Raw genomic sequence first — 21268 nt, 5'->3', positions numbered from 1 at the left:
CGCCGGGGGCTTCACCACGAGGGGTTTCGCATGTACAGGAATCAACAGACGGGCTGGGCGGCCCAGCACAAGGCTGCACTCGATCGGCTTGTCGCAGGCGGAGGCAAGCCGGATATCGCCCGTCCGGATCAGATCGCCGGCATGAACGGATTGCAGATCCTGCATGCCATGATGGCCGGGGAGCTGCCCTACCCGCCCATGAACGACACGATGAACATGACGCTGGCGGAGGCGGACTCGGGCTGGGCCGTGTTTATCGGCCTGCCCGAGCTGCGGCATTGCAACCCGTTCGGCACCATCCATGGCGGCTGGTTTTCGGCCCTGCTGGATTCCGCGCTGGGTTGTGCGATCCAGAGCGCGCTTGCGCAGGGCCGCACTTACACGACGGTCGAACTCAGCGTCAACATCGTGCGCGCGGCATCGCCATCCACCGGTCCGCTTCGCGCCGCGGCCACACTGGTGCACAACGGCAAACAGATCGCGACGGCGCAGGCTCGCGTGGAGGACGAAAACGGCAAGCTGTACGCGCACGCCACCACCACGTGCGTGGTGTTCGACCGGCGCGAATAGCTTGCGGGAGTGTCTGCCCGGCTGCCACCTGGCAAGCATTGACGGCGCGGCGACGCGTCCCTGCGACAGAACGCCGCACACGATTCCATTCGGTCAGAATGCGTGAAGTTCTGTAATAGAATCCCGCCCATGCCTACTCACCGGGACTCTGCGCAAAAGCCCCGCGGCCTGCCTTGGCGGTTTCTCGTCTGCCTGGCAATGGCCGCTTTCGTGCTGCGCGCCCTGATCCCGAGCGGCTTCATGGCGGCGCCGTCCACGACGTCGCTGATGCTCTCGTTGTGCGAAGCCGGTGGCGCGATCAGCGTGACCTTCGACCTGCCGGCAGAGCCGAAGTCCAAGCATGCGGCAAGCGATGCCTGCGCCTTTGGCGCGCTGGCGGCGCATGCGATTCTGCCGGAGACGGGTCTTGCGCCCGTGCTGACGGCGCAAGCCGCCTACGCAGCCCCAGAAACTCCCGTCCACCGCGCGGCGCCGCCCCTGCCCGCGCTGGGGCCGCCCCTCGGTTCACGCGCCCCGCCTTCCCTGTCTTCCTGATCCGCCGCGCCCGCGCCTAGCGCCGGGCCCGGCCGCGCCTTGCCGACCGGCTTTTCCGCGGTCGGCAGATCTTGTCGAAGACATCGAAGAAGAGGGATCCTCTTGACCATCGCTCGTTCGCACGCGTGCCTCGGCACGTCCCTGCTCCTGGCCGCCTTCAACGCCGCCGCCCAAACCTCCCCCGCTACCCTCGCCCCCATCACCGTGGTGGGCGGCGCCGAAACCGCCCTGACGACCGAAGCCTCCACGGGCTCCAATCTGGGCCTGACGCCCATGCAGACGCCGGCCAGCGTCGATATCATTTCGCGGGAACAGATCGAGTCCCGCGGCGATGCCAGCGTGATCGAGGCCATCACCCGCGCGCCGGGCTTTTCGGCCGCGCCTCATCCGGGCAACGGCAACAGCGCCTTGTCGGTGCGCGGCTTCACCGACAGCACGTCGGTCATGCGCCTGTACGACGGGCTGCGCCAGTACGGCGGCGTCGGCCTGACGTTTCCGTTCGATACGTGGTCGGTCGAGCGCATCGAGGTGCTGCGCGGGCCCGCGTCCGTAATCTATGGCGACGGCGCGATTGGCGGCGTCGTCAACGTGATCCCCAAGCGTCCGACGCGCGGGCCCATCCAGAACGAAGTGCAGGCCACGATCGGCACCCAGGACACGGCGCGGCTGGGCCTGGGCAGCGGCGGCGCGCTCAGCGATACGTTGTCGTATCGCCTGGACGTCAGCGGCAACTACACGGACGGTTATGTGGACCGGGGCCAGGCGAGCGATGCCACGTTCTCCGGCGCGCTGCGGTGGGACGCGACGCCGGACCTGAACATGACGCTCAGCTACGCCTACGGCTACCAGCGCCCGATGCGGTATTTCGGCACGCCGCTCATCAACGGCGAGCAGGACGACGCGGTGCGCAAGCAGAACTACAACGTGTCCGACAGCTTCATGCGCTTTCGCGATCAGTGGACGCAACTGGACACCGTCTGGACGCCCAACGACGCGACCACGGTGCGAGCTCGCCTGTACCACGTGCAAAGCGACCGCGACTGGCGCAATGCCGAGCGGTACGTGTACAACCCCGCAACGCGCCTCATCGACCGCTCGGACAACACGCAGATCACGCACGACCAGAGCCAGACCGGCCTGACGACCAGCGCCGTGTTCAAGGGCCAACTGGCCGGCCTGGACAACACGGTGTCCGTGGGCTTTGACGTCAACCACGCCACGTTCAAGCACATCAACAACACGTACACCGGCAGTTCGGGCCCCGTGGATCCCTATGATCCGGCACATGGCCACTACCAGAGCAACGTGCCGTTCATTCCGCGCTATCGCAACGAGGCCGACCAGTTTGCGCTCTTCGTGGAAGACCGCCTCGCGCTGACGAGCAAGTGGTCTCTCATCGGCGGGCTGCGCTACGACCATGCGAAAGTGACGCGCGACGATCTGGTCACCGGCCAACGCACCCTGTCCAGTACGTATGCCGACGTGGGTTGGCGCGTGGGCACCGTGTACGACCTGACGCCGGATCTGGCTGTCTACGCACAGTACGCGGAAGCGGCCGATCCGGTCAGCGGCCTGTTGATGCTAAGCCCGGCCAACGCGGGGTTCGACATGTCGCGCGGCAAGCAGATCGAAATCGGCTTGAAACAGAATTTCCTGGACGGCCGCGGCGAGTGGACGCTGGCGGCCTACGAGATCCGCAAGACGAACCTGTTGTCGCGTGACGCCGACGATCCCAGCCTGCGCGTGCAGGTGGGCGAGCAGTCGTCGCGGGGCGTGGAAGCGTCCCTGTCGCTGGCGCTGGCGCCCGGCTGGACGATCGATGCCAATGCCACCGCGCTGCGCGCCAAGTACGACGACTTCTCCGAGTCGGTCGGCGGCGCGGCCGTGTCGCGCGCGGGCAATGTGCCGCCCAACGTGCCGCAACGCCTGGCAAACCTGTGGCTGAGCTGGAACTTCCAGCCGGGCTGGACGGCAATGGGCGGGCTGCGGTATGTCGGCAAACGTTATGCGGACAGCGCCAACACCATTGAGTTGCCGTCCTATACGACCACCGACCTCGCGCTGCGCTGGGACGTCAACAAGGACACTGCCATCACGGCCCGGGGTTTCAACGTCTTTGACCGCGCGTACTTCACCACCGCGTACTACACCAATACGCAGTGGTTCTACGGGCCCAGCCGCCGGTTCGAGCTGACGTTGAACCACCGGTTCTGAAGGGCGCGACCATGGATGCCAAGGCGCGTCTGCGCAGGCTGACCTACCTGGCCCACCGCTGGCTGGGCGTGGCCGGCTGCCTGCTGATGTTTGGGTGGTTTCTCAGCGGGATTGTCATGCTGTATGTCGCCTACCCCAAGTTGACGCCTGAAGAGCGTTTCGCCCGCCTGCCCGTGCTGGCATTGGACGCTTACCGTATGCCCGACGCGGCGCATGCCGCGCCCGGCCCCGCCGTGCTGACGTCGGTGCGCGGCGAGGCGACGTTCATCCTGCCGACCCCGGATGGTCCGCGCGCATGGTCCGCGTCGACAGGCAATTTTGACGGGACGGTGACGGCGGACATGGCGGTGGCCGCCGCCCGCGCATTCTGGCCGGCGGGCGCCGCGCGCCATGCGGGCCTGGTCGACGAGGACCGCTGGACGCATTCGCGCGGGCTGGACCGCCATCGCCCGCTGCATAAGGTAAGCATGTCGGGGAAAGTGGACGGCACGCTGTATGTCTCTTCGGCGACGGGCGAAGTCGTCCTGGACGCGCCCCTTGCGCAGCAGCGCTGGAACTACGTGGGCGCGTGGCTGCATTGGCTGTACATGGCGCGCGACCGCTCCGTCGATCCGGTCTGGAGCTGGACGGTGATTGTGCTGTCCGCCCTGTGCACCGTGCTGGCGATCAGCGGCGTGGTGGTCGGCGTGTGGCGCTGGCGCTTTCGCGGCCGCTACAAGTCCGGCGCACGCACGCCGTACCGCGAGGTCTGGATGCGCTGGCACCACATCACGGGCCTCGTCTTCAGCGCGTTCGTGTGCACATGGATCTTCAGCGGACTCATGTCGATGAATCCCGGCGGGATTTTCTCCGCGCCCCACGCAGGGCCCGACAGGCAAGCCATGACGGGCGTGCAGGCAGGCACGGCGGTAGGCACGGCGGTAGGCACGGCGGTAGGCACCGCAAACATGGCGCCGTTGCCGGTGCTGCAAGCGCTGCATGACGCGGGCTTTCAAGCTGTCCAGCTCGAATGGCGGTGGATGGCCGGGCACCCCTACGTGCTGGCGCGCGACGCATCGGCTGACAGCCGAATCATCCGCCGGCAGGACAACGCGCTCATCGTGCAGGCAGCCTGGCAGCCGCAAGCCGTCATCGATGCCGCCCGCGCGCTGTTTCCCGGCGTGCCAATGCAGGCGCAGGTGCTTGCCCACTACGATGCGTACTACTACGCCCGCCACGCCGAAGCCATGAACGGCGGCGCGCCGCGTGGCCTGCCCGTGCTGCAATTGGACTTCGATAACGTAGCGGGGGATCGCGTTTACGTAGACTTGCGCACCGGCGAACCCGCGCTCAGCCTGTCGCGCGCGCAGCGCGCCGGACGGTGGCTCTTTTACTTCCTGCACAGCTGGGACACGCCCGCCTTGTTGAATGCCGGCGTGGGCCGCGACCTGGCAATCATTCTATTGAGCCTGGGCGGCCTGGTTATATCCGTCACCGGCATCGTGGTGGGCGTGCGGCGGCTAAGAAACACGGTCCGTGGGAGCGGCGCGCGCTGACCTCACGGCCCGACCCAGCAGGCCATGTGCAAGCGATGCGGGCAGACGGGCCATATTGGCGCACCGTGCGTCAATCCGAATGCGGCTGCGGCGGGGTGTCCATCGTCGCGTCGACCTCGGAGATCGTCTCGCCCGGATATGCGGCACGCGCCGCGGCCGCGGCGGCATCGCGCGTCGGATAAGCGCCCGCATCCTCCTGGACGCCCAGCAACGCAATGCCCCGGAAGCCCCAATGACCATCCGCGCGTTGAAAGACTTCCACGATCATTGCGCTTCCTCTTCGCCGCCGGGCGCGGGACGATTGCCGCTCCCGCCGGTCGGCGCCCCGCTGCGCGCCTCGGCTTCCTCCTGGGCAACAGCCTGATCGAAGCCCGGCTGGTCATGGCTGCGCGCACGCGGCGGATGGTCGATATCGGGCACGCGTTCCGGCGTGGTGGCGGGACCGGACGGGCGCAGCGCGCCCGCGTTGACATCGGGCTGGCCCGGAATGGAATCACGAGCGCTGCCGGATTTGGATTGAGTCATGGACGGCTCCTGTGCATCAAGGGTAGTGAACGGGCGAGCAAGTGCTGTTCCTGACCGGCATGCGGCGGTGGCTGCGTGAACAGCCGGCCCCAGCGGGCCGCTCAAGGCCCGCCGGGCAACGTGCGTAGAAACGCGGCAATGTCTCGGGCGTCCTGTTCGCTGACCCCGAGGTCGGGCATCGCCGTGCCGGGCTTGACGGCGGCAGGGTCGCGCAACCAGCGCTCCATGTTCTCCGGCGTGTTGGGCAGGACACCCGCGATATACGCCCGCTCGCCCATCTGGTCCAGCGCCGGTCCTACATAGTTCCATGCCCCCGGCACGCCCGGAATCGCGTGGCACGTGACGCAAAGATACTGCTGAAGCGCGATGCGGCCCGCCATGACGTTTGCCTCCCGGACCGGAGGCTGCGCCGATGCACGCGGCGCGGCGGCCGATTGTGCGGCCCCGTCCCGCTGGTAGTCCTGGGCAGACATCGCGGGCAAGACGCGCAAAAATGCCACCACGTCCCAGATCTCGTCGTCGGTCAGCCGGTACTGCCACGCCGGCATGCCGGTCATCTTGATGCCTTGGCGGGTCAGCCAGAAGATCTCTGCCGCGGTACGGGTGCGTGCAGACCCCACAAGCGCGGCGGGCGCCGGATTCAAGCCCAGCGCGTACGGTTGCGGCGCGATGCCGGGCCCGCCGTGGCACTGGGCGCAATTGGCGCGATAAAGGCGCGAGCCATTCTGGATGCGCGCGGGCACGTCCAGATCGGGCGCCGTGATGTCCGCCGATCGCATCTTCACGGCCCGCGTCAGCGCGACGTCCAGTAGATGGTGCACCGGCGTGGTGTGCGGCGACGTGGCGGTCACGTCGTACGCGCCGAAATACACCACCGCGCCACCCAGCACGCCCGCAACGGCGGCAGCGCCCGCAAGCGTCAGTGAGACGGTTCGCTTCCAACGCTTCATGGCGCCCTCGCGTTGCCGCGGCCGGCATCTCGCAGCAGATAGGCCGCGATCGCTTCAGCGTCCGCCTGGCGCAGGCCCGTGTCGGGCATGGCCGTCCTGGGATTGACGGCGGGCGGGTCCATCAGCCAGCGCACCATGTTCTGTGGGGTGTTGGGCAACAGCCCGGCAATGTAAGCTTGCCGCGCCATGTCGCCCAGCGGCGGGCCAACGCGAGACGCCGGGCCGCTGACGCCCGGTACCGTATGACAGGCCGTGCAGCCGCGTTCGGCGATCAGCCGCCGCCCCCGGTCGGCGTCGGCCCCGCCCAGCAGCCCGTCCGCCGCACCCGGGGAAAAGAGCGGTGCCTGCCCATCCTGACAGGCGACCAGCGCAAGACTCGCCAGCAACGCGGGCAAGATGCGGTTGGGTCGGGCAATCCGGCGCAAGGCGGTCTCCTGATTCGCGCGGAACCACGCTAAACGCGCACCCGCCAGCAAACCGCGTGCCCAGTGCCCGCATGCGCACCCGGGAATGGAAAGTGCTGACCCCGCCCATCGCGGGGCCGGCGGTATCCACCCACCGGGCCACCGCCGCGACGGTCTGCCGGCTCCCGGCGGGGATCATCCACTACAAGCGCATGGCGAAACTCCTTCTCATCCTGATCGCCGGATTGCCGACCGCCGCATGGGCGCAGCCCAGCGGCGAAGACGCCGCGCGGATCGCCGACATCGGCTGGGTGCTCTACGTGGGCGCGACGGCGATCTTCGTGGGGGTGGCCGCACTGATCGCGCTGTCGATGTTTGGCCCGGCGCCGCTGCGCCACAGGATTTCGCGTCCTGCCCTTATCGTGGGCGCGGGCATCGTGTTTCCGGTCGTGGCGCTGACCGCGTTGCTGGTCTACGTGTTGACGCCATCACCGACCGCGGCACGCGAGGCCGCGTACGCGGCGCGCATCGAGGTGACGGGTGAGCTGTGGTGGTGGCGCGTGCGCTATCTGGACGCGCAAGGCGGGCTGCTCTTCGAGACGGCTAACGAGATCCGCATTCCGGCCGGCAAGCCGGTGCAATTCCTGCTCAAGTCGGGCAATGTGATCCACAGCTTCTGGATCCCTGAGCTGGGCGGGAAGCTCGACATGATCCCTGGACGCGTGAACACGATGCGCGCGCTGGCGCGCACGCCCGGCACGTTTCGCGGCCATTGCGCCGAGTATTGCGGCGCACAACACGCCCAGATGCGGTTCGACGTGCAGGCGGTGGACGCCGCGGCGTTCGACGCGTGGGTGCGGGCGCAACGCCAGCCTGCCCGGGCCGCCGAACCGGCGCTGCGGCAAGGCGAGCGGCTATTCATCCAGGCCTGCGCGCAATGCCACACCGTGCGCGGCACGGCGGCTGGCGGAATGCTGGGACCGGACCTCACCCATGTAGGCAGCCGCCCTACCCTGGCGGCCGGCATCCTGCCCAACAACGCGGGCGCGATGGGCGGCTGGATCGCCGGCAGCCAGCAGATCAAGCCCGGCAATGCCATGCCGTCCTTTGACCGATGGCCGGGCGAGGACCTGCGCGCCGTGGCCAGCTACCTGGAAAGCCTGAAGTGACGCCCCCAACCACCCCGCCTCCGCTTCCCAACGCGCTGCCGCGGCCAGCGGACGAATTCGCGCAGCTCGAGCACGCCTGGAAGCGGCCAACGGGATGGCGGTCGCTGACGGTCGTCAACAACACGTCCATCGGCCTGCTGTACATCGGCACCGCGTTGCTTTTTTTCATCCTGGCCGGCGTGCTGGGGCTGATGATGCGCACGCAACTGGCCGCGCCCGACAGCAACCTGATCGGTCACGCGCTATACAACCAGCTTTTCACCATGCACGGCACGGTGATGATGTTTCTCTTCGCGGTGCCCGCGGTGGAAGCCGTTGCGGTGCTGCTGCTGCCCAACATGCTGGGCGCGCGCGACCTGCCGTTTCCCAGGTTGTCAGCCTACGCCTACTGGGCCTATGCCATTGGCGGACTGGTTTTCTTCTGCAGCATCTTCGTGGGGCTGGCGCCCGATGGCGGCTGGTTCATGTACCCGCCGCTGACCAGCGCGCAATACTCGCCCGCCGTAAACGCCGACCTGTGGCTGCTGGGCATTGGCTTCATCGAGATCTCCGCCATCGCCGGCGCGATCGAGCTTGCCGTGGGCATCCTGCGCACGCGCGCCCCGGGCATGACGCTGGACAAGATTCCTGTGTTCGCCTGGGTCATGCTGGTGTTCTGCGGCATGGTGATCGTCGCCTTTCCGGCCGTGATCGTCGCCACCACGCTGCTCGAACTGGAACGCGCCTTCGACATGCCGTTCTTCATCACCGGACGCGGCGGCGATCCGCTGCTCTGGCAGCATCTGTTCTGGTTCTTTGGCCATCCCGAGGTCTACATCATCTTCCTGCCCGCCGCCGGCATGGTGTCGATGATGATTCCCGCGATGACGGGCACGCCGCTGGTGGGCTACCGGCTGGTGGTGCTGGCGGTCATCTCGACGGGGTTTCTGAGCTTTGGCCTGTGGGTGCATCATATGTTCGCCACCGGGATCCCGCAGTTGTCGCTCAGCTTCGCGTCGGCCGCGAGCATGGCGGTGTCGGTGCCGACCGCGATACAGATATTTGCCTGGATCGCGACCCTTGCCGCGGCGGTGCGGTTAAGGCCGCTCAAGACGCCGATGCTGTACATCCTGGGGTTCTTCTTCGTGTTCGTCATCGGCGGCCTGACCGGCGTCATGGTCGCCGTGATCCCGTTCGACCTGCAGGCGCACGACACCTACTTCGTCGTGGCGCATCTGCATTACGTGCTGTTCGGCGGCATGGTGTTTCCGCTGTTCGCGGCCTTCTATTACTGGACACCGTTCATCAGCAAGCGGCCCCTGTCCGAGCGGCTGGGCCGCTGGGGTTTCTGGCTGATGTTCGTGGGCTTTAACGTGGCCTTCTTCCCGATGCACTTCACCGGCCTGGCCGGCATGCCGCGCCGGGTGTACACCTATGCCGAAAGCCAGGGGCTTGGCCCGCTCAACCTGCTCTCGACCGCGGGCGCGTACCTGATCGCCGCAGGCGTGCTGGTGTTCCTGATCGACCTGGCGCGCAATTTCCGGCCGACCATCGACAACAACGCGGGGAACGTCTGGCGCGCGGGCACCTTGGAATGGCTGCCCAGCGGCAGCTACGGGCTGCGCAGCGTGCCTGCCGTAACCAGCCGCGAGCCGCTGTGGGACCAACCGGGCCTGGCGCAGCAGGTGGACGACGGCCAGCATTATCTGCCCAACGCACCCGCCGGCCTGCGAACCACGCTCGTGACCAGCGCCCTGGAGGCCCGGCCCGACTATGTGCTGCCGCTGCCCGGCCCCGCGTGGTCGCCCCTGCTGGCGGCCGTGGGCACGGCCGGCTTCTTCCTGCTGCTGACCTTCAAGCTGCTGCCGCTGGCGGCGGCGTTTGGCGTGCTGGCCGTTGTCTCGCTATGGCGCTGGCTGTGGGACGCGGACACCGGCCCCGACCACCCGCCGGTGGACATTGGCGGCGGCCTGCGGCTGCCCATGATGTGCTCGGGCAGCGCGTCGCATGCGTCGTGGGCGATGGTGCTGCTGCTGATCGTGTGCGCCAGCATCTTCGGTTCGTTGATGTTCAGCTACCTGTTCCTGTGGACCACGAACCCGCAGGCCTGGCCCGATCCCGGCGACTTGCCCTCTCCGGTCCGGCCAATGCTGTCGGCCATGATGCTGCTTGCGGCCGCCGCCCTTGCCCTGGCCGCCGGGCGGATGATGACGCAGAACCGCCAAACGGCGCTGCGCGGCTGCGTGGCCGGGGCCGCGCTGTTGCTGGCCGCCGCGCCGGCGCTTGATCTGGTCACGCATTGGCAGGCCGGCCTTCGGCCGCAGGCCAGCGCCTACACCGCAGCCACCTACGCAGTCGCGGGCCTGCAGGCGTTTTTTGGCGGCCTGGCTGTGGTGATGGCCGCCTTTACCGTGGCGCGGTCGATCGCGGGGCGGCTGCGCCCCACGCGCCGCGCCGCGCTCGACGCCACGCGGGCGATGTTGCTATACGCCGCGGCGCAAGGGCTCATCGCATTGGCGCTGCTGCACGCCTTTACGCGGCTGACGGGATGACCATGAAAACGCGCTTTTCGGTCGAACTGCTGTACCTCATCGCCGGCCCGCTGATATGGCTGGCGCACTTCCTCTCCATCTACATCGTGAACGCGCTGGCCTGCGCCCGGTCGGTATTGACCGGGTTGTGGCTGGGCCTGCCCATGTCGTCATGGATCATCATTGCGGGCAGCGCCGCGGCGTTGACGGCGATGGCGGTGGCTGCCTGGCGCCAGCGGGCGCGGGTGCGGGCCCGGAACGCGCCGCCGTTTCACGCCTGGCTTGCCGCCACGCTATGTGGCCTGTCCGCGGTGGCGGTCGTGTGGGAAACGCTGCCGGTTTTCCTGCTGCCGGCATGTCAGTAGCAAGGCACGCCGGTCGCCCCTGCGGCAACGCTATTCCGCCCATTCCGGGTCGCCGGTAAACACCACCGTCAACCAGCGATCCGGGCTGTCGGCGCCCAGCGCGTTGCCGATCTCGTCGCGCAGACTGTCCCATGCCGCGACGGTGCGCGCGGGCATATCGGGCGGTACGATGAAATACAGTTCGATTTCCTGCGAGCGCCCCACCTTGGCGACATACGCGCGATAGGACGCGAAGCGATAGCGTTCCACGAACGCCTGCGCCACCGAGTCCACGTGCTGTTTCAGGTCAGCGGGCGTGACCAGCAGCATCTCGGACAACGCCTGGCGGATGACCGACAGCGGCAAGGGGATGATCACCGCGCACACGACCGCCAGCACGGCCGGGTCGATATAGGGCGAAATCCACTCGTACCGGGTGCCCTGCACGCCGTATCCAATGCAAAAGGCCACCAGCAGCGCGGCCGTGATGCTGGCCGACATGATCCAGCCCTTCAGGTCCATGTGCAGGAATGCCGAGCGGATCCGGCGATTGGCGCGCGCCTCGGCCAGCGCAATCGCCACACAGGCGGTCAGGGTCAGCACGGCATAGATCAGCGCCAGGCCGAACTCCAGCTCGCGGCCTCCCTTGAGCAGACTGCTCACCGCGTTGATGAGGGCGTAGACGGCCACCCCGCTTAGCAGTATCCCGTTCAGCGCCAGCACCATGGGCTCCAGATGCCAGAAGCCCATCGTGAAGCGCTCGCGAAGCTTGCGCGGCAGCCCGCGGGCCGTGGCGTACGACGTGATCAGCCGCACCACCACCAACGACAGCGCGCTCATGCTGGCGTCCACCAGCGAATAAACGCCGTCGAACACGATGGAGAACGAACCGGAAGCCACCCCGAAACCGATGCCGATGACGGCGATGCAAAGCGTGACCGCAATCGAGATCCGCAACACGCCCTGCTCCGTGCGCAGGTCGAACAATGCCGTGCCTGAGGTCATGGTTCCTCCGAGGGGACTGCCGTGGCGCTCACGATAACCGTATTGCCCCCGATTAGGGGGACAACGACGCCATGATGGGATACCCCTGGGCCACGAAGGCCTTTTGCCACAACCTACTTAACGTAGGTTACGATTAGTAGGTTAATCCCTTGCGAACAGGACTTTCACCATGCACGCCCTCATCGTCGTTGCCCATCCCGACCCCGCGTCCCTCACGCACGCCATTGCCGATCATGTCGCCCAAGGCGTTGCGGATGCAGGTCCCCAACATTCCTACGAGCGCGCGGATCTAGCAGCGGAAGGCTTCGATCCCCGGTTCTCCCAAGCCGACGCCGCCCTGCACCTGACCCAATCCAACCCGCCCGCTGACGTAGCCGCCGAACACGCGCGCATCGATCGCGCCGACGCGCTGGTGCTGGTGTATCCCGTGCATTGGTGGTCGTTTCCCGCGCTGCTCAAGGGATGGATCGACCGCGTGTTCACTAACGGCTGGGCCTACGATGCCAATCCCGACGGCAAGGTCATCAAGCGGCTGCAACGCCTGCAGGTGCACCTGATCGCGAGCGGCGGCGCGGATATGCGCACCTATGCCCGTCACGGCTACTTCGGCGCGATGAAGACCCAGATCGATCACGGAATCTTCGGCTATTGCGGCGCGCGCGTGGCAACATCCGACTTGCTGGTGGCGTCCGACGCCGGCTATCCCGAAGCGCACCTGGCCACCGCCCGGGCCATCGGCCAACGCATCTTTGCCCCGCAACCCTGAAACCGACCTCGATAGCCGCCCTGATGACGTCCCACCCTGCCCCTCCTCCCCGCCGCCGGCTGTCCAAGGACGCGCGGCAACGCCAGCTCCTAGAGGTGTCCTGGGCGCTGATCCGCGATGAAGGCACGGACGCCCTGACCCTGGGCCGGCTTGCCGAGAAAGCGGGCATTTCAAAGCCCGTCGTCTACGACCACTTCGGCACCCGCAACGGGTTGCTGGCGGCGCTTTACCAGGATTTCGACCTGCGCCAGACCGCGATCATCGACAGCGCCATCGCCGCCAGCAAGCCGACCCTCGCCGGCAAGGCAGACGCCATCGCCACGCAGTATGTGGAATGCGTGTCGGTGCAGGGGCGCGAGATTCCCGGGGTGCTCGCGGCGCTGAACGGCTCGCCGGAACTGGCCGCCGTCAAACGGCAGTATCAGCACGCCTTCATCACGAAATGCCAGGCCATCCTCGCCCCGTTCGCCGGCCGGCAAGGCGTGTCCCTGGCCGGCATGTGGGGCATGCTCGGCGCGGCCGACGCGCTCTCGCAAGCTGCCGTTGCGGGCGAAATCACCCAGCAAGCCGCGCGAGCCGAGTTGTTCCGGATCATCGTGGACCTGGTCAAACGCGCTCCCGCCAGCTAGCGTCCCGATCCGGCCTTACTTTGTTGCGACGATCACGTGCGCCTGGATCCGGCCCGTGATCGGGCCCGCGCCGTAGCGGTCGGCCAACGCCTCAGCCGCCCGTTCCGTGGCCAGCTGCATGAGGCCCGCGTCGCGCGCTTCGATCTCGTTGCGCAGCGGCGTGCCCTGGCAGTAGGCGGTGGCCGCCTCCAATGGCCCCGCCGCGTGGCTGACGTCCGCACGGGTGTCCACCCGAATATCGTCAAAGCCTGCGCGGCGAAGGTCGTCGCGGATCTTTTCCACGTCGTGGTAGCCGTGCGGCGTGCGCGCCAGAAAGCGTGGCGGGTCCTGCGGAAACACGGCCGCCATCGCGCGCGTCACGTCGTCGGCGAAGTCATTTTCCTCGATGCGGTCCCACACGCTGAAGACGAAGCGCCCCCCAGACTTCAGCACCCGGCGCGCTTCGGCAAAGCCTGCGGCCCGGTCCGAGAAGAACATGACGCCGAACTGGCAGCACACCACGTCAAACGACGCGCAGTCGAACGGCAGATCCAGCGCATCCGCCCAGCGCCATTGCACCGCGCAACCGGCACCCTGCCGGGCGGCCGCGTAATCGAGCATCGGTTGATTCAGGTCGGTCGCCACATAACGCGCCCCGGGGTCCAGCAGAGGCGCAAGCGCCCGCGTCACCGCCCCGGTGCCTGCCGCGGTCTCCAGCACGGCCTGAGGCGCAAACCCCGCGACCAGCGCCGCCATGTGGCCGGCGTAACCCTGGAAGATCAGCGGCACCATGAGCGTGTCGTAAAGCGCCGGAATCGATCCCGCAAACACCTTGTCGAAGTCGGCCATGATGCGGCTCCTTTAACACGTTGCCGTTGCCCGGCATCCGCTCAACGAGAGTCGAGCAAGGATGCACAGACGCCCACCAAGTCGTCGAAGCGATGCAGGAGAACGTCCGGCGCGAGTTCGGCTGCGGGAATTTCGGAGTAACCGAAGTCGACCAGCACCAGCGGCGTTCCTGCCCCTCGAGCTGCGCCCGCGTCGGTGTCGGCATCCCCGACCATAACCGTGCGCGCCAGATCGCCCGACACCGCCTGCACGGCCTCGATCAAATGCGCTGGATTGGGTTTGGCGGCTGACACCGCGTCAATGCCCACGACCCCGTCGAACAGCCCGGCCATTCCCAACTTGGTCAGCAAGTTGCGTGACAGCCCTGTGGGTTTGTTGGTGCACACGACCAGAATCGCACCCGCCGTGCGAAGCCGTTTCAAGGCATCTATGGCGCCTGGAAATGGTTGGGTTTCATCGGCGATATGGTCGCTGTAATAGGCGATAAAGCCGCCAAACAGCGCGGCCGCGCGCGCCGCTGGTTCCGGTTCGCCCGCGGCCTCTAGGCCAAATTGCAACAGCCACCGCGCGCCGCGGCTGACGTGGGGACGCCCGCTTTCATAAGGCAAGGGCGGATAGCCATGCGCGATCAGCACGGCGTTCACCGCCCCGATCAGGTCGGGCGCCGACTCGACCAAGGTTCCGTCAAGGTCGAAGGCAATAGTGGCCCCTGCCAGGGCGCTGAGGTCGGTCATGGTGAAACCCTCTGATTGGGGTCTGGCGGCACGCCAGACCCCACAAACTCTAGCTTAGCGCCGACCCGCCTCGCCTACACTAGCCGCGCGCCCTCACTCCACCGACGCGCCCGACTTCTTCACGACTTCCGCCCAGCGCGGAATCTCGGTCGCCATCAGGTCGCGCAGCTGATCGGGCGTGCTGCCCACCAGCTCCATGCCCATGGTCTTGCCCAGCTTTTCCTGCACGTCGGGCTCTTTCAGGATCAGGGCGATCTCGGCGGCGAGCTTGTCCAGGATGGGCTTGGGCGTGCCCTTGGGCGCGTAAACCGCCTGCCAGGACGCCATCTGGAAGCCGGGCACGCCCGCTTCCTGCATGGTCGGCACTTCGGGCGCGAGCGCAATGCGGTCCTTGGTGGTGACGGCCAGCAGCTTGAGCTTGCCGGTCTGCAGGAGCGGCAGCGCCGCCGTCATCTGGTCGAACATGAAGGTCACCGCACCGGACGATACGTCCACCATCGCGGGCGGCGTGCCCTTGTAGGGCACGTGCGTGAGGGGCACGCCGATCATGCCGGAAAAGAGCTCGCCGGCCAGGTGCGTCGAGGTGCCCGCCCCCGAGGACGCGAACGTGCGTTTGGTGGGGTCGCGCTTGAGCAGCGCGATCAGCTCGGCCACCGAATTGACGCCCAGGTTCGGATCCACCAGCAACACGTTGGGCAGGAACGCGATCAGCGACACCGGCTCGAAGTCCTTGACTGGGTCGTACTTCAAGTTCTTGTAGAGGCTGGCGTTGATGGCGTGCGTGCTGATCGTGCCGCCAAACAAGGTGTAGCCGTCGGGCGGCGCCTTGGCCACGTAGGTGGCGCCGATGCCGCCCGCGGCGCCCGGTTTGTTCTCGACGATGACGTTCTGATGCAGGCGGTCGCCCAGCTTCTGCGCCAGTACCCGGCCGACCACGTCGGTCGAGCCGCCCACGGTAAACGGGACGACGTAGGAAATCGGCTTTTGCGTGGGCCAGTCGGCGGCGCTGGCGGGCAAGGCCAGCGTGCCAAGGACGGCGCCGGCCAGTAGCGCGGCAAGCGCGCCGCGTCGTTGCGTATTCATCATGTGTCTCCTGCCTTGTTTTATAGGTATGCGTATGGGGGTGCCGGCAGCGCCGGCGGCAAGGCTCAGCGGCCTTGTTCTTTGCGCCAGGCGGCGAACTTGTCCTTGGTGCCCGGGTCGGTCGGGGGATACAGGCCAAGAATGGAGGCGCCGCTTTGCACCTGACTGGTCACGAAGTCCTCGAAGGCCGTCATTTCCACGGCTTCGATGGCGATCTCGTCGGCCAGGTGCGCAGGAATGACCACCACGCCCTCTCGATCGCCCACGACGATGTCGCCCGGCCACACCGCCACGTCGCCGCAGCCGATGGGCGCGTTGATGTCCAGCGCCTGGTGCAAGGTCAGATTGGTGGGCGCGGACGGACGCTGGTGATAGGCGGGAAAGCCCATCTCGGCGATTTCGGGCGAGTCGCGAAAGCCCCCGTCCGTCACCACGCCCGCCACGCCGCGCTTCATCAGCCGGGTGACCAGGATGGAGCCCGCGGACGCGGCGCGCGCGTCCTTGCGGCTGTCGATGACGAAGACGGCGCCTTCCGGGCAGGTCTCGACCGCGGCGCGCTGCGGATGCGCGCGATCCTCGAAGACCTTGATGGTGTTCAGGTCTTCGCGGGCCGGGATGTAGCGCAGCGTGAAAGCCGGGCCCACCATGTTGGGCAGATTGGCGTTCAGCGGCCGCACGTCCTGGATGAACTGATTGCGCAGGCCGCGCTTGAAGAGCGCCGTGCACAGCGTGGCGGTACTGACGCCGGCCAGCCTGGCGCGGGTTTCGGGATTCATTTGGGACACGATGGCTCCGGGAGTTTGGGGCGGATGTTGGGTGATGAAGGGAATCAGAAGATCGCGGGCTCGGGCACGGGCGCGCCGAATTCCGTTTCCAGGAAATCGAAGTCGCAGCCGTCGTTGGCCTGCAGGATGTGCCGGGAGTACATCCAGCCGTAGCCACGCTCGTAGCGCTTGGGCGGCGGCGTCCAGGCGGCGCGGCGCGCAGCCAGCTCCTCGTCGCTGATGTTCAGGTTGATGCTGCGCGCGGGCACGTCCACGGTGATCGTGTCGCCCGTCTTCACCAGCGCCAAGGGCCCGCCGATGTAGCTTTCCGGCGCGACGTGCAGGATGCAGGCGCCGTAGCTGGTGCCGCTCATGCGCGCATCGGACAGGCGCAGCATGTCGCGCACGCCCTGCTTGACCAGCTTGGTCGGGATGGGCAGCATGCCCCATTCAGGCATGCCCGGACCGCCCTGCGGGCCGGCATTGCGCAGGATCATGATGTGGTCCGCGGTCACGTCCAGGTTTTCGTCCTCCACGGCGGCCTTCATGCTGGGATAGTCGTCAAACACCAGCGCCGGGCCCGTGTGACGCAGGTATTGCGGCGCGCACGCGCTGGGCTTGATGACGCAGCCGTCCGGCGCGATGTTGCCGCGCAGCACGGCCAGCGCACCCTCGTCGTAGATCGCCTCGTCCAGCTTGCGGATCACGTCGTCGTTGTAGACCTCGGCGCCCGCGATGTTTTCGCCCAGCGTCTTGCCCGTGACCGTCATGGCCGACAGGTCCAGGTGATCATCCTGCAGCCGGGTCATCAGCGCGGGCAGCCCGCCCGCGTAATAGAAATCTTCCATCAGGTAGGTGTCGCCGCTGGGCCGGATGTTGGCGATGACCGGCACCTTGCGGCTGGCCGCATCGAAGTCGTCCAGTCCCACCGCGCAGCCCGCACGGCGCGACATGGCGACCAGGTGAACGATGGCATTGGTGGAACAGCCCATCGCCATGGCGACATTGATGGCGTTCTTGAACGAGGCCACGCTCAGGATGCGTTGCGGCGTCAGGTCGTCCCAGACCATCTCGACCACGCGCCGGCCGCATTCGGCCGACATGCGCATGTGGTTCACGTCCGCCGCCGGGATCGACGAGGCGCCAGGCAGCGTCATGCCGATGGCTTCGGCGATGGCGGTCATGGTGCTGGCCGTGCCCATCGTCATGCAGGTGCCGTAGCTGCGCGCAATGCCGCCTTCCACTTCCGTCCATTGTTCCTGCGTGATCTTGCCGGCGCGGCGTTCGTCCCAGAGTTTCCAGGCATCCGATCCGGATCCCAGGATCTTGCCCTTCCAATTGCCGCGCAGCATGGGGCCCGCAGGCACGTAGACGCATGGCAGGCCGGCGCTGATGGCGCCCATGATGAGGCCCGGCGTCGTCTTGTCGCAGCCGCCCATCAGCACCGCGCCGTCCACTGGGTGGCTGCGCAGCAATTCCTCGGTCTCCATCGCCAGGAAGTTGCGATACAGCATGGTGGTGGGCTTGACGAAGGATTCGGACACCGAAATGGCGGGCAACTCCACCGGAAAGCCGCCGGCCTGGAACACGCCGCGTTTGACGTCTTCGACGCGCTGCTTGAAATGGCTGTGACAGGGATTCAGGTCGGACCAGGTGTTGATGATGGCGATGACCGGGCGTCCGGCCCAATCGTCCGGGCCGTAGCCCATCTGCATCATGCGGGAGCGGTGGCCGAATGAACGCAGGTCGTCCTTGGCCATCCAGGCGGCGCTGCGCAAGCTTTCGTAGGTGCGTTTCATGGGAGATACGAGGGATGCGGAAGTCGGAGTGAAGGCATTTAAACACTAATACATTAGTGCGTCAGCTAGGTGAAAACCCGCTACACTGCGACATTCGTTATCAGCCTTTCCCCACGCGGGACACGGACACGCTTACCTGATGCAAAGCCAAAAGCTCAGACTGGATCGCTCCCGCCATGCGGCCCCCCAGGTTTTCGACCATCTGCGGCGCCAGATCATCTCGCTGGAGCTCGCGCCCGGCGCGCCGCTGTCGCGAGTCACGCTGGCGGACTGCTACGGACTGAGCCAGACGCCCATCCGCGACGCGCTCATGCGCCTAGCCGAGGAAGCGCTGGTCGAAATCTATCCGCAGCACACCACGGTGGTCAGCCGGATCGACATCGCCGCCGCGCGCCAGGCGCATTTCCTGCGCCGCTCGCTGGAGCTGGAAATCGTCCACCTGCTGGCCCAGCGGGCCGACCCGCTGCTGCTCCAGCGCCTGCAGTCCTCCATCGACCTGCAGCGCGCCGCCCATGCCAGCGGGCAATACCAGCAGTTCATCAACGCGGACCAGGTATTTCACCGCGACATGCACGAAGCCGCCGGCGTGGCCAGCCTGTGGGAGATGGCGCAGCGCTACAGCGGCCATCTGGACCGGTTGCGCCGGCTGCATCTGCCCGAAACCGGCAAGGCCGAACGCATCCTGGACGATCATCAGCGCCTGCTGGATGCGATCGCCGCGCAGGACCCGGCGCGGGCGCAGCAGGTGCTGCGCGAGCACCTGTCCGGCACGCTCAGCCAGGTCGCGGAAATCTGCAAGCGCTATCCCGAGTACGTGGTGGCCGACTAACCGCCGGCGCGGGACCCGCGTTTCGACTCAGTCCAGCGGATAGCGCTGGATGACGGTCTTGCCGCCGCGCTCGGCAAGCGTCAACAGCGCGTCGCCCGTCTGGTCCAGGCCCAGCAGCCCGCGTTCCTGCGCATGCGACAACTGGAACGGCCGCCAGGAGCGGCCCTTGTCGCGGCTGTAGAAGTAGGTCTTGGTGTAGTCGGCGCCCGAGAACAGATGCTCGGCATAGGTCTTGATGACCCACGCATTGCGGCCGAACCACGCCTGCCCGATCCAGGACGAGGCGCCGCGCACATTGGGCGACCGCGACCGCTTCACCCAGGCCATCCCCGACTTGTCCAACTGGTAGATGCTGTCGCCCTCGGTCTCGAACACGGGCTGGTCACGCGTCAAAAGCGCATGGGCATCCTGCGACGGAACCCGAGGCACCTCCGGGGTAATGCGGAACGCCGGCGAGGCGCCCTCTTGGAATTGCACCTCGAAGCGCCGCGTTTCGATCAGTTGGGGCGCCTCCTGGCCTTCGGGACGCACCCGCGTGCGCCAGCTCCAGCCCACCGCGCGCGTCTCGTCCAGCGGATACAACGACCAGCCATAGCCAAGCTGCTCGACGCCGTAGGCCTTGCGGTCCCGCTCCGCCGTCTCGGCAAACTTGCGTTCGAAGGCGGCCGAATCCGGCCAAACCTGTTCCTTGAGCCGGGTCGCCGCCCACCGCTTGGCGCCGTCGCAGCTATAGAGCAGGCGCACGCCCGTCTCATGGTGCTCCAGCGCAATCGCCAGCTGGTCGGTCAGAAAGGCGGTGTGCTGCTGCGGCACGCCCAGCGTCACGTCGGGATCATAGGTCCAGGTCGCGCCCAGGTCGTCCGAACGCAGGGTGTCCCAGGCGGGCGGCTGATCGCCTTCGCCCGAACTGCGCAGCGTGCTGGTGATGAGGTAGAGAGGCTGGCCGCCCGGCGCGCCGATCAGGGTCACGCCGGTATCGCCGCTGATGGAGCCCAGCAGCTCGAACACACCCGTGCCGTGGCCCCCATAAATGAGGTTGCGGGCGTCGGTGGTGGTGCGGCCGGTCTGCAGCATGGTCAGGGCCAGATCGCCCTGGCCGTGGGCCAGCGTGGTGATCGCGCCGGCCTGCGCCAGCCGGATCCGCTGCTTCTGAAGGCGTTCCTTCAGGGCCGGAACCTGCGTATCCAGCACGGGCGCCTGCGCCAGGCCCTCGATGTCCTTGGCCGTGACCAGAAGTTGGCCGGTCAGCAATTGGCGCTCGCCGAAACGCTGGATGGCAACCCGCGAGTATGACGCCAGCGCGGGCCCGTTCAGCTCTCCCACGAACTCGCTGCGCGGCAGCGGATCGCCCATTGGGATGATCTGATAGATGCCCCGGGCCAGCACGGCGGCGGAGATGACCGCAAGGCCGGCGGCCACGAGTCTGATGGTCTTGGGTCCAGGCATGCTGGGCATAATGCCAGCCCCCCCGCGCCGCCAGCCATTTATCGAACGGACGAAACTATAGCGCGTTGCGCCCGGTTCTCTATACTGGCGTAACGCATGCTCACGTCTTGCCGGACGCGCGCCCCTGCCCCGACACCACGGAACCGCCCATGACCGCAAGGCCTCCCTCTGCCCTATTCGCCCTGGCCCTGTTTGTCGCGGCTAGCGGCAGCCCGATCGCGCACGGCGCCGCCGCCAACGATCCGGCATGGGTGCCGGTCGACCCGCAGGCGATGCCGGGGGTGTTCTACGACAGCCATTCGATCCGCGCCGTGTCGGAGAATCCGGCTGTCCGGGCAGTGACCGTGGGCTGGTTCTACGCCCAGCCCCGGATTTCCGAGGCCAACGGGCAGCCCTACGGCTCGGTCACCCAGCCGGTGACGATGAACTGCAGCGCCAACACGTATACGGTCACCGAGGTCTTGCACCACGCGGGCAACGACGCCACCGGGGCGATCGTCGAATCGATTCCGGTGGCGGGCATTCGCAATGCCCCCGTCACGCGCGACCCGGTGCAGCGCCGGCTGCGCGACCTGGTCTGCGCGGCCAACGGAAAAAGCGCGCGGAAATAGCGCGCTTTTCCTGTCGAAA

Annotated in this window: 22 protein-coding genes; 11 read left to right on the top strand and 11 right to left on the bottom strand. The window is 67.2% G+C overall.

Annotated elements, in window-relative coordinates; all coding sequences use genetic code 11:
* Positions 1-30: 30 nt before the first annotated feature.
* The 4 genes from ASD87_RS06010 to ASD87_RS05995 all read left to right on the top strand — a co-directional run bounded on the left by ASD87_RS06010 (position 31) and on the right by ASD87_RS05995 (position 4853).
* The gene (locus tag ASD87_RS06010; RefSeq protein ID WP_056318431.1) at positions 31-570 is read left to right on the top strand and encodes a PaaI family thioesterase; all 540 of its coding nucleotides are present in this window, start codon (positions 31-33) and stop codon (positions 568-570) included.
* A 129-nt stretch (positions 571-699) separates the two neighbouring features.
* Positions 700-1104, top strand: a complete 405-nt coding sequence (locus tag ASD87_RS06005; RefSeq protein WP_142055052.1) for a DUF2946 family protein — start codon at positions 700-702, stop codon at positions 1102-1104.
* Positions 1105-1206: 102 nt separating this feature from the next.
* Positions 1207-3318, top strand: a complete 2112-nt coding sequence (locus ASD87_RS06000; RefSeq protein WP_056318425.1) for a TonB-dependent siderophore receptor — start codon at positions 1207-1209, stop codon at positions 3316-3318.
* 11 nt (positions 3319-3329) lie between these two features.
* On the top strand, positions 3330-4853 hold the full coding sequence (locus ASD87_RS05995; RefSeq protein ID WP_056318422.1) for a PepSY domain-containing protein: 1524 nt from the start codon (positions 3330-3332) through the stop codon (positions 4851-4853).
* Between the two features lie 70 nt (positions 4854-4923).
* Here the strand turns inward: ASD87_RS05995 and ASD87_RS05990 are convergent, their stop codons facing one another.
* The 4 genes from ASD87_RS05990 to ASD87_RS05975 all read right to left on the bottom strand — a co-directional run bounded on the left by ASD87_RS05990 (position 4924) and on the right by ASD87_RS05975 (position 6753).
* Positions 4924-5121: a hypothetical protein gene (locus ASD87_RS05990; RefSeq protein WP_056318418.1), complete on the bottom strand. Its 198-nt coding sequence runs from the start codon at positions 5119-5121 to the stop codon at positions 4924-4926.
* The gene (locus ASD87_RS05985) at positions 5118-5378 is read right to left on the bottom strand and encodes a hypothetical protein (protein WP_056318416.1); all 261 of its coding nucleotides are present in this window, start codon (positions 5376-5378) and stop codon (positions 5118-5120) included. The genes ASD87_RS05990 and ASD87_RS05985 overlap by 4 nt, the downstream gene beginning before the upstream one ends.
* A 101-nt stretch (positions 5379-5479) precedes the next feature.
* On the bottom strand, positions 5480-6328 hold the full coding sequence (locus ASD87_RS05980; protein ID WP_056318414.1) for a c-type cytochrome: 849 nt from the start codon (positions 6326-6328) through the stop codon (positions 5480-5482).
* Positions 6325-6753, bottom strand: coding sequence for a cytochrome c family protein (locus ASD87_RS05975; protein WP_056318411.1), 429 nt, complete (start codon positions 6751-6753; stop codon positions 6325-6327). The genes ASD87_RS05980 and ASD87_RS05975 overlap by 4 nt, the downstream gene beginning before the upstream one ends.
* 56 nt (positions 6754-6809) lie before the next feature.
* On the opposite strand from ASD87_RS05975, the gene ASD87_RS05970 reads away from it, so the two are divergent.
* From ASD87_RS05970 to ASD87_RS05960, 3 genes are read left to right on the top strand one after another with little or no spacing between them, the layout of a single operon-like run.
* Entirely contained in the window at positions 6810-7901 is a 1092-nt protein-coding gene (locus tag ASD87_RS05970) for a cytochrome c oxidase subunit II (protein ID WP_235512615.1), read from the top strand.
* A complete protein-coding gene (locus ASD87_RS05965) occupies positions 7898-10432 on the top strand; it encodes a cbb3-type cytochrome c oxidase subunit I (protein WP_056318409.1) in 2535 nt (844 codons plus the stop codon). The genes ASD87_RS05970 and ASD87_RS05965 overlap by 4 nt, the downstream gene beginning before the upstream one ends.
* A 2-nt stretch (positions 10433-10434) precedes the next feature.
* Entirely contained in the window at positions 10435-10776 is a 342-nt protein-coding gene (locus ASD87_RS05960) for a hypothetical protein (RefSeq protein ID WP_156403381.1), read from the top strand.
* 30 nt (positions 10777-10806) lie between these two features.
* Here the strand turns inward: ASD87_RS05960 and ASD87_RS05955 are convergent, their stop codons facing one another.
* A complete protein-coding gene (locus ASD87_RS05955) occupies positions 10807-11760 on the bottom strand; it encodes a cation diffusion facilitator family transporter (RefSeq protein WP_056318405.1) in 954 nt (317 codons plus the stop codon).
* 169 nt (positions 11761-11929) lie between these two features.
* On the opposite strand from ASD87_RS05955, the gene ASD87_RS05950 reads away from it, so the two are divergent.
* Both ASD87_RS05950 and ASD87_RS05945 read left to right on the top strand, forming a co-directional pair.
* Positions 11930-12526: an NAD(P)H-dependent oxidoreductase gene (locus ASD87_RS05950; RefSeq protein ID WP_056318403.1), complete on the top strand. Its 597-nt coding sequence runs from the start codon at positions 11930-11932 to the stop codon at positions 12524-12526.
* 23 nt (positions 12527-12549) lie between these two features.
* Positions 12550-13155: a TetR/AcrR family transcriptional regulator gene (locus ASD87_RS05945; RefSeq protein WP_056318400.1), complete on the top strand. Its 606-nt coding sequence runs from the start codon at positions 12550-12552 to the stop codon at positions 13153-13155.
* 15 nt (positions 13156-13170) lie between these two features.
* Here ASD87_RS05945 and ASD87_RS05940 read toward each other — a convergent pair whose 3' ends face one another.
* The 5 genes from ASD87_RS05940 to araD form a co-directional block, all read right to left on the bottom strand.
* Positions 13171-13983: a class I SAM-dependent methyltransferase gene (locus tag ASD87_RS05940; RefSeq protein ID WP_056318398.1), complete on the bottom strand. Its 813-nt coding sequence runs from the start codon at positions 13981-13983 to the stop codon at positions 13171-13173.
* Between the two features lie 41 nt (positions 13984-14024).
* Positions 14025-14717, bottom strand: coding sequence for an HAD-IA family hydrolase (locus ASD87_RS05935; RefSeq protein WP_056318395.1), 693 nt, complete (start codon positions 14715-14717; stop codon positions 14025-14027).
* A 93-nt stretch (positions 14718-14810) separates the two neighbouring features.
* On the bottom strand, positions 14811-15800 hold the full coding sequence (locus ASD87_RS05930; protein ID WP_056318810.1) for a tripartite tricarboxylate transporter substrate binding protein: 990 nt from the start codon (positions 15798-15800) through the stop codon (positions 14811-14813).
* A 65-nt stretch (positions 15801-15865) separates the two neighbouring features.
* Positions 15866-16576, bottom strand: coding sequence for a ribonuclease activity regulator RraA (locus ASD87_RS05925; protein WP_056318393.1), 711 nt, complete (start codon positions 16574-16576; stop codon positions 15866-15868).
* A gap of 53 nt (positions 16577-16629) precedes the next feature.
* Entirely contained in the window at positions 16630-18363 is a 1734-nt protein-coding gene (gene araD / locus ASD87_RS05920; RefSeq protein ID WP_056318391.1) for an L-arabinonate dehydratase, read from the bottom strand.
* Between the two features lie 139 nt (positions 18364-18502).
* Between araD and ASD87_RS05915 the strand changes: the two genes are divergently transcribed.
* A complete protein-coding gene (locus ASD87_RS05915; protein WP_056318388.1) occupies positions 18503-19192 on the top strand; it encodes a GntR family transcriptional regulator in 690 nt (229 codons plus the stop codon).
* 27 nt (positions 19193-19219) lie between these two features.
* Here the strand turns inward: ASD87_RS05915 and ASD87_RS05910 are convergent, their stop codons facing one another.
* Positions 19220-20638, bottom strand: a complete 1419-nt coding sequence (locus ASD87_RS05910) for a hypothetical protein (RefSeq protein WP_056318809.1) — start codon at positions 20636-20638, stop codon at positions 19220-19222.
* A 149-nt stretch (positions 20639-20787) separates the two neighbouring features.
* Between ASD87_RS05910 and ASD87_RS05905 the strand changes: the two genes are divergently transcribed.
* Positions 20788-21249 (top strand): surface-adhesin E family protein, encoded by a 462-nt coding sequence (locus ASD87_RS05905; protein ID WP_235512614.1) that lies wholly within the window; start codon positions 20788-20790, stop codon positions 21247-21249.
* Positions 21250-21268: the final 19 nt, after the last annotated feature.

This window comes from Achromobacter sp. Root170, assembly GCF_001428165.1.
GTDB lineage: Bacteria > Pseudomonadota > Gammaproteobacteria > Burkholderiales > Burkholderiaceae_B > Achromobacter > Achromobacter mucicolens.
Note: the sequence above shows the minus strand (reverse complement) of the source record. Positions and strands in the feature narration are given on the sequence as shown.

Excerpts from the sequence above, each read along its gene's own strand:
- ASD87_RS05910 (WP_056318809.1), bottom strand. The coding sequence starts at position 20,638 with ATGCCTGGACCCAAGACCATCAGACTCGTGGCCGCCGGCCTTGCGGTC.
- ASD87_RS05945 (WP_056318400.1), top strand. The coding sequence starts at position 12,550 with ATGACGTCCCACCCTGCCCCTCCTCCCCGCCGCCGGCTGTCCAAGGAC.
- ASD87_RS05935 (WP_056318395.1), bottom strand. The coding sequence starts at position 14,717 with ATGACCGACCTCAGCGCCCTGGCAGGGGCCACTATTGCCTTCGACCTT.
- ASD87_RS06005 (WP_142055052.1), top strand. The coding sequence starts at position 700 with ATGCCTACTCACCGGGACTCTGCGCAAAAGCCCCGCGGCCTGCCTTGG.
- ASD87_RS05930 (WP_056318810.1), bottom strand. The coding sequence starts at position 15,800 with ATGAATACGCAACGACGCGGCGCGCTTGCCGCGCTACTGGCCGGCGCC.
- ASD87_RS05905 (WP_235512614.1), top strand. The coding sequence starts at position 20,788 with ATGACCGCAAGGCCTCCCTCTGCCCTATTCGCCCTGGCCCTGTTTGTC.
- ASD87_RS05995 (WP_056318422.1), top strand. The coding sequence starts at position 3,330 with ATGGATGCCAAGGCGCGTCTGCGCAGGCTGACCTACCTGGCCCACCGC.
- ASD87_RS05990 (WP_056318418.1), bottom strand. The coding sequence starts at position 5,121 with ATGATCGTGGAAGTCTTTCAACGCGCGGATGGTCATTGGGGCTTCCGG.
- ASD87_RS05960 (WP_156403381.1), top strand. The coding sequence starts at position 10,435 with ATGAAAACGCGCTTTTCGGTCGAACTGCTGTACCTCATCGCCGGCCCG.
- ASD87_RS05925 (WP_056318393.1), bottom strand. The coding sequence starts at position 16,576 with ATGAATCCCGAAACCCGCGCCAGGCTGGCCGGCGTCAGTACCGCCACG.
- ASD87_RS05940 (WP_056318398.1), bottom strand. The coding sequence starts at position 13,983 with ATGGCCGACTTCGACAAGGTGTTTGCGGGATCGATTCCGGCGCTTTAC.
- ASD87_RS06010 (WP_056318431.1), top strand. The coding sequence starts at position 31 with ATGTACAGGAATCAACAGACGGGCTGGGCGGCCCAGCACAAGGCTGCA.
- ASD87_RS05955 (WP_056318405.1), bottom strand. The coding sequence starts at position 11,760 with ATGACCTCAGGCACGGCATTGTTCGACCTGCGCACGGAGCAGGGCGTG.
- ASD87_RS05950 (WP_056318403.1), top strand. The coding sequence starts at position 11,930 with ATGCACGCCCTCATCGTCGTTGCCCATCCCGACCCCGCGTCCCTCACG.
- ASD87_RS05985 (WP_056318416.1), bottom strand. The coding sequence starts at position 5,378 with ATGACTCAATCCAAATCCGGCAGCGCTCGTGATTCCATTCCGGGCCAG.
- araD (WP_056318391.1), bottom strand. The coding sequence starts at position 18,363 with ATGAAACGCACCTACGAAAGCTTGCGCAGCGCCGCCTGGATGGCCAAG.
- ASD87_RS05980 (WP_056318414.1), bottom strand. The coding sequence starts at position 6,328 with ATGAAGCGTTGGAAGCGAACCGTCTCACTGACGCTTGCGGGCGCTGCC.
- ASD87_RS05915 (WP_056318388.1), top strand. The coding sequence starts at position 18,503 with ATGCAAAGCCAAAAGCTCAGACTGGATCGCTCCCGCCATGCGGCCCCC.